Source organism: Nocardioides sp. (genome assembly GCF_035703625.1).
Taxonomy (GTDB): domain Bacteria; phylum Actinomycetota; class Actinomycetes; order Propionibacteriales; family Nocardioidaceae; genus Nocardioides.
In genome coordinates this window covers 1-4205 of sequence record NZ_DASSXS010000021.1, presented here as the reverse complement: position 1 = coordinate 4205, position 4205 = coordinate 1, and the positions used below count along the sequence as shown (strand labels likewise).

The 4205-nt window shown below is 70.8% G+C and carries 4 protein-coding genes; 2 read left to right on the top strand and 2 right to left on the bottom strand.

What is annotated here, in order from left to right; genetic code table 11:
• The coding region (locus VFN12_RS01025; protein ID WP_325116677.1) for a PucR family transcriptional regulator at positions 1 to 1025 on the bottom strand (1025 nt) is incomplete at its 3' end.
• An 82-nt stretch (positions 1026 to 1107) separates the two neighbouring features.
• Here VFN12_RS01025 and VFN12_RS01020 point away from each other — a divergent pair.
• Together VFN12_RS01020 and VFN12_RS01015 are read left to right on the top strand one after the other, a co-directional pair.
• Complete coding sequence (locus VFN12_RS01020; protein WP_325116676.1) at positions 1108 to 2193, top strand: ferredoxin reductase; 1086 nt, start codon at positions 1108 to 1110, stop codon at positions 2191 to 2193.
• A gap of 23 nt (positions 2194 to 2216) precedes the next feature.
• Complete coding sequence (locus VFN12_RS01015) at positions 2217 to 3410, top strand: acyl-CoA desaturase (RefSeq protein WP_325116674.1); 1194 nt, start codon at positions 2217 to 2219, stop codon at positions 3408 to 3410.
• A 3-nt stretch (positions 3411 to 3413) separates the two neighbouring features.
• Here VFN12_RS01015 and VFN12_RS01010 read toward each other — a convergent pair.
• Positions 3414 to 4205: SDR family NAD(P)-dependent oxidoreductase (locus tag VFN12_RS01010; RefSeq protein ID WP_325116673.1), on the bottom strand; the 792-nt coding region annotated here is incomplete at its 5' end.

Below are 4205 nucleotides of genomic sequence, written 5' to 3'. Positions count from 1 at the left end.
AGGAGCCAGGAGCGCAGCGTCGCCGTGAGCTTGTCGGCGGACGCCGGACGCAGGTCGGCCAGCGGAGCGAGCACGCGGTTGCGCAGGTCGGCCAGGGCCTCCTGGTCGGCGGAGAGCACGAACCGCGAGAGGTGCGCCTCGGTGTCGAGTACGACGCCGAGCTCGACCGCACGCAGCACCCGGTCGACCGACACCCTGACCGAGAGCCAGGGTCGGGCCGGTCCGGCGATGCCGTTGCGGTCACGCAGGGCGCGCAGCAGCATCTCGCGTCGGCGCCCCTCCATGTCGCGGACCAGCAGGAGGACCCGGTCCTCCAGCCCGGGCAGGTCCTCGGCCGGCTGCAGGGTGTCCGCGGAGACAGCACCGAGCACCGGTCGGACCTGGGCCTCGGGTACGACCACGGCGGTGAGCGTCCTCGGCGCCGGCCACCCGGCGCGCTCCGCGGCCGACTGCACGGCCTCGGCGGGCGAGCCCTGCACCAGGTGGTGGGCGAGACGCTCCAGCAGGCGGCGGCGTACCTGCCCGGTGGTGTCCAGCTCGTCGGTGTGCCCGGCGACGCTGGCCGCGGACAGCTCGTCGATGTAGGCGAACACCAGCTCGGCGAAGGCGGCCAGCGTGTCGGCGTCGACGTCGTTGCGCACGGCCGTCGCCGACATCTCCCGCCAGGACACCCGTGCGCCGATCCGGTAGGCCGCGAGCAGCGCGTCGACCGACCGCCCGCTGCGGGCCTCGCCCCGCCCGAGCTGGTAGGCCCCCTCCACCGCGGGCGCGGCCGGGGTGCGCGGGTCCGCACCGCGGCGCCGGGAGGCGAGGGAGATGAACCCGCCGAGGGCGAGCTGGACCGCGCTGCGGATGTTCTCGCCCATCGAGCCGGTCAGCGCGTCCGCATAGCTGGGCACCTCGTCGATGATCGCGGCCACCGTCGCGTCGGCCACCTGCGGGAGGCTCAGGCGCATCTCCTCGATGGTCTCCGAGGTCAGCTGCAGGCTGTGGGCGGCGGTGCGCCGCGGCTTGGCGGGGTTCATTGTTCTCTCCGAACAATTGTGACACGCATCTTCACGCTCGACGGTCATGACTTTAGCCCGGCCAGAGGACACTATGGAAGGCATGAGCAATCTCCGTGTCGCCGTACGCCGTGTGGCGGAGGCTGCTCTGACCCCGATGGTCCCGGCCGACGTGCTGGACATGGTCCACCCGCTGCGCTCCGGCGCGGAGCTGCGCGGCCGGATCGAGGAGATCCACCCGGAGACCGCCGACGCCGCCACCATCGTCATCCGTCCCGGCCGCGACTGGGCCGGGCACGTCCCCGGCCAGTACGTCCGGATCGGGATCGACGTCGACGGTGTCCGCCAGTGGCGGGCCTACTCCCTCACCCACGGTCCTCGTGCCGACGGCCGGATCTCCATCACCGTGAAGGCCGTCCCGGAGGGCAAGGTCAGCAACCACCTCGTCCACGACGCCCGACCCGGCACGCTGGTCCACCTCGAGCAGGCGGCCGGCGAGTTCGTGCTCCCGCCCCAGGGCGGCAAGTTCCTGTTCGTCACCGCCGGCTCCGGCATCACCCCGGTGATCGGGATGCTGCGCAACCTGTTCCCCTCGACCGACGAGGGCGTCCTGGCGCTCCCGCGCAGCCGCGCGCACGACATCGTCGTGGTGCACGTCGCACCCAGCGAGCCGGACTCGATCTTCACCGCCGACCTCAAGGCCCTCCACAAGGCCGAGGCCATCTCGCTCGTCGCGCGGTACGACGACCTCGACGGGATCCTCGACGTCAACGACCTGGCCGAGCTGGTCCCGGACCTCGGCGAGCGCACCACCTTCGCCTGCGGGCCCGCAGGCCTTCTCGATGCGCTGGAGCACCATCACGCCGAGCGCGACCTGCCCCTGTTCACCGAGCAGTTCCGCACCGCGCGCGTGGTGGCCGGCGAGGGCGGCACGATCAGCTTCGACCGGACCGGCACCACCGTCGAGGCAGACGGATCGACGCCGATCCTCGACGCCGCCGAGGAGGCCGGTGTCCTGATGCCGAGCGGCTGCCGGATGGGCATCTGCTACGGCTGCGTCCTCCCGCTTCGTCAGGGCGCGGTCCGCGACCTGCGCAACGGCGAGATCACCACCGCTGCTCCCGGGGACGGCGTCATCATCCAGACCTGCATCAACGCCGCCGCCGGCGCCTGCGACATCGACCACTGATCCACCCCCCTGAAGGAGGGCTCATGACTGCTATCCAGAAGAAGCCCGACAACCCGATCGCCCACCTCACCCCCGAGGACATCGAGCAGATCGGTGTGGAGCTCGACGCCATCCGCCAGGAGGTGATCGACTCCCGCGGAGCCGCCGACGCGGCCTACATCCGCAAGGTGATCGGCACCCAGCGCACGCTCGAGGTCGGCTCCCGCGCCGTCCTGCTCTTCTCGCTCTTCCCGCCGGCCTGGCTGGTCGGAACCGCGGGCCTCTCGATCGCCAAGATCCTCGACAACATGGAGATCGGCCACAACATCCTGCACGGTCAGTGGGACTGGATGCGCGACCCCAAGATCCACTCGACCACGTGGGAGTGGGACCACGTGACCCCCTCGGAGCAGTGGAAGCACAGCCACAACGAGCTCCACCACAACTTCACGAACGTGATCGGCAAGGACAACGACCTCGGCTACGGCATCATGCGCGTCGACGAGGACCAGCCGTGGCAGCCGTTCTTCCTGGCCCAGCCGCTGTGGAACTTCTTCAACGCCTGCTTCTTCGAGTACGGCATCGCTGCCTACGACCTCGAGCTGCGTGGCGCGGTCAAGCGGGGCAGGACCAAGGACCCCAAGTTCCGCGCCGAGGCGAAGGCCGTGCTGCGGAAGATCCGCCGGCAGGTGACCAAGGACTACGTCGTGCACCCCGCGCTCTCGGGGCCGTCGTTCCTCCACACGATCGCGGCGAACTTCACCGCCAACCTGGTCCGCAACCTGTGGAGCCACTCGGTGATCATGTGCGGCCACTTCCCCGAGGGCGTCGAGACCTTCGAGAGGCGCTCCATCGACGGCGAGACCAAGGGCGAGTGGTACGTCCGGCAGATGCTCGGCTCGGCCAACATCTCCGGCTCGAAGCTGATGCACATCATGACCGGCAACCTCTCCCACCAGATCGAGCACCACCTCTTCCCCGACCTGCCGAGCAACCGCTACGGCGAGATCGCCCCCAAGGTGCAGGCACTGTTCGAGAAGTACGACCTGAGCTACTGCGCCCGGCCGCTGGTCCCGCAGGTCTACTCGGCCTGGCACAAGGTGGTCCGGCTGTCGCTGCCCAACGGCTGGCTGTCCCAGACCACGCCCCGGAACGCTCCGCAGCAGCTGGTGAAGCTCTACAGGATGACCACCGGCGGGCCCCGGGTGCGCCGCGCCCTGCAGCGCGCTGCTGCGTGAGCCTCAGGGGTAGCTGAGGCCCGTCGCGCGCTCGCTGATCTCCCAGAGCTCGCGCTGGGTCTGCTCGTTGCGCGACAGCTTGCTGCTGCCGACGACGACGGGCAGCCCGCCGTACTCGTGGAAGCCGCTCGGGCCGCAGTACGTCGACCCCGGCAGGTCCTCGGTGGCCGCCATCAGGGTCGGGAGCGCTCCCATGTGCGCGGGCTGGGCGATCGCCCGGACCGCGGCGTCCAGGATCGAGGCGAGACCACCGGATGCCCGGCCGAAGCGGCCGTTGGCCGCCAGGTGCGTCCCGGCGAATCCGGGATGGGCGGCGAGGGCCTTCACCGGCAGCTCCGCCTCCCGGAGGCGACGGTCGAGCTCGTAGGTGAAGAGCAGGTTGGCCAGCTTGGTCTCGCCGTACACGGGCCACTTCGAGTAGCGACGCTCCTGGGTCCTGGGATCGCCCAGCGGCGCGCGCCGCGCCGTGCGGTGCATCTGCGACGACACGGTGACCACCCGCCCGGCGCCGGAGGCGACCAGCTCGGGGAGGAGCAGCCCGGTGAGCAGGAACGGCCCGAAGTGGTTGGTGGCCATCTGCAGCTCGAGGCCGTCGACGGTCCGCTGGTACGGCGGTGCCATCACCCCGGCGTTGTTGACCAGCACGTCGATGGTGCCGACCGACGCGGCGTGCGCGGCCGCCTTGCGGACCGACCCGAGGTCCGCGAGGTCCACCTGCAGCTGCACCAGTTCCGCGTGCGGCACCTGCGAGCGGATCGCGGCCTCCGTCTCGGCCAGCTTGTCGGGGGAACGGCC

What these genes read in the sequence shown, in the direction of transcription:
- VFN12_RS01020 (WP_325116676.1), top strand. Translation starts at nt 1,108, where the DNA reads ATGAGCAATCTCCGTGTCGCCGTACGCCGTGTGGCGGAGGCTGCTCTG.
- VFN12_RS01015 (WP_325116674.1), top strand. Translation starts at nt 2,217, where the DNA reads ATGACTGCTATCCAGAAGAAGCCCGACAACCCGATCGCCCACCTCACC.